At 62.7% G+C, this 679-nt stretch carries 1 protein-coding gene; it reads left to right on the forward strand.

The genetic code is table 11. From position 1 onward, the window contains the following. Positions 1-679 (forward strand): copper resistance protein B (locus NN5_RS24825; RefSeq protein ID WP_067739400.1); only part of this gene is annotated, 679 nt, incomplete at both ends.

The following is a 679-nucleotide window of genomic DNA, read 5'->3' on the forward strand; positions in this document are numbered from 1 at the left end:
CCGATGATATCCCCCAGTCACCGCCGCCGCCTGAGGCCTTCTCCGGTCCGGCCTTTGCGGCTGACCAGTATGTCGGGGCCGACGTGATGGCGGCATCGCGGGCGCACGTAGTTCGCGAAGTGAGCGGGTTGCCGGTCTTCTGGTTCATGGCCGACCGCGCAGAATACCGTGCTCGCAAGGGCAAGGATGGTTACACTTGGGATGTTCAGGGCGCCTATGGCGGCCATATCGACAAGCTTTGGTTCAAGAGCGAAGGCGAGGGCAATTTCGGCAAAAAGCCGGAGCGAGCCGAAGTCCAGGCCCTGTGGAGCCACGCCATCGGGCCGCGGTGGGATCTCCAGGCCGGTGTTCGTCAGGACCTTGTGGGACCTTCGCGAACCTATGCCGCCATCGGCGTGCAGGGCCTGGCGCCCTACCTGTTCGACATCGAGGCCACGGCTTTCGTTTCAAATAAGGGCGATGTCACGGCCAGGGTTCAGGCTGAACTGGATCAGCGCATCACCCAGCGACTGATCCTGCAGCCCCGCGCGGAGATCAATCTTGCGGCTCAGGACATTCCGGAACTGGGTATCGGAGGTGGTGTCGATCGTATTGAGGCAGGGCTGCGCCTGCGCTACGAATTCAGACGCGAGTTTGCCCCCTACATCGGCATCGCGCAGGAATGGAAGGTCGGCACCAG

Origin of the sequence: Novosphingobium naphthalenivorans NBRC 102051 (genome assembly GCF_001590985.1) — a bacterium.
Lineage (GTDB): Bacteria > Pseudomonadota > Alphaproteobacteria > Sphingomonadales > Sphingomonadaceae > Novosphingobium > Novosphingobium naphthalenivorans.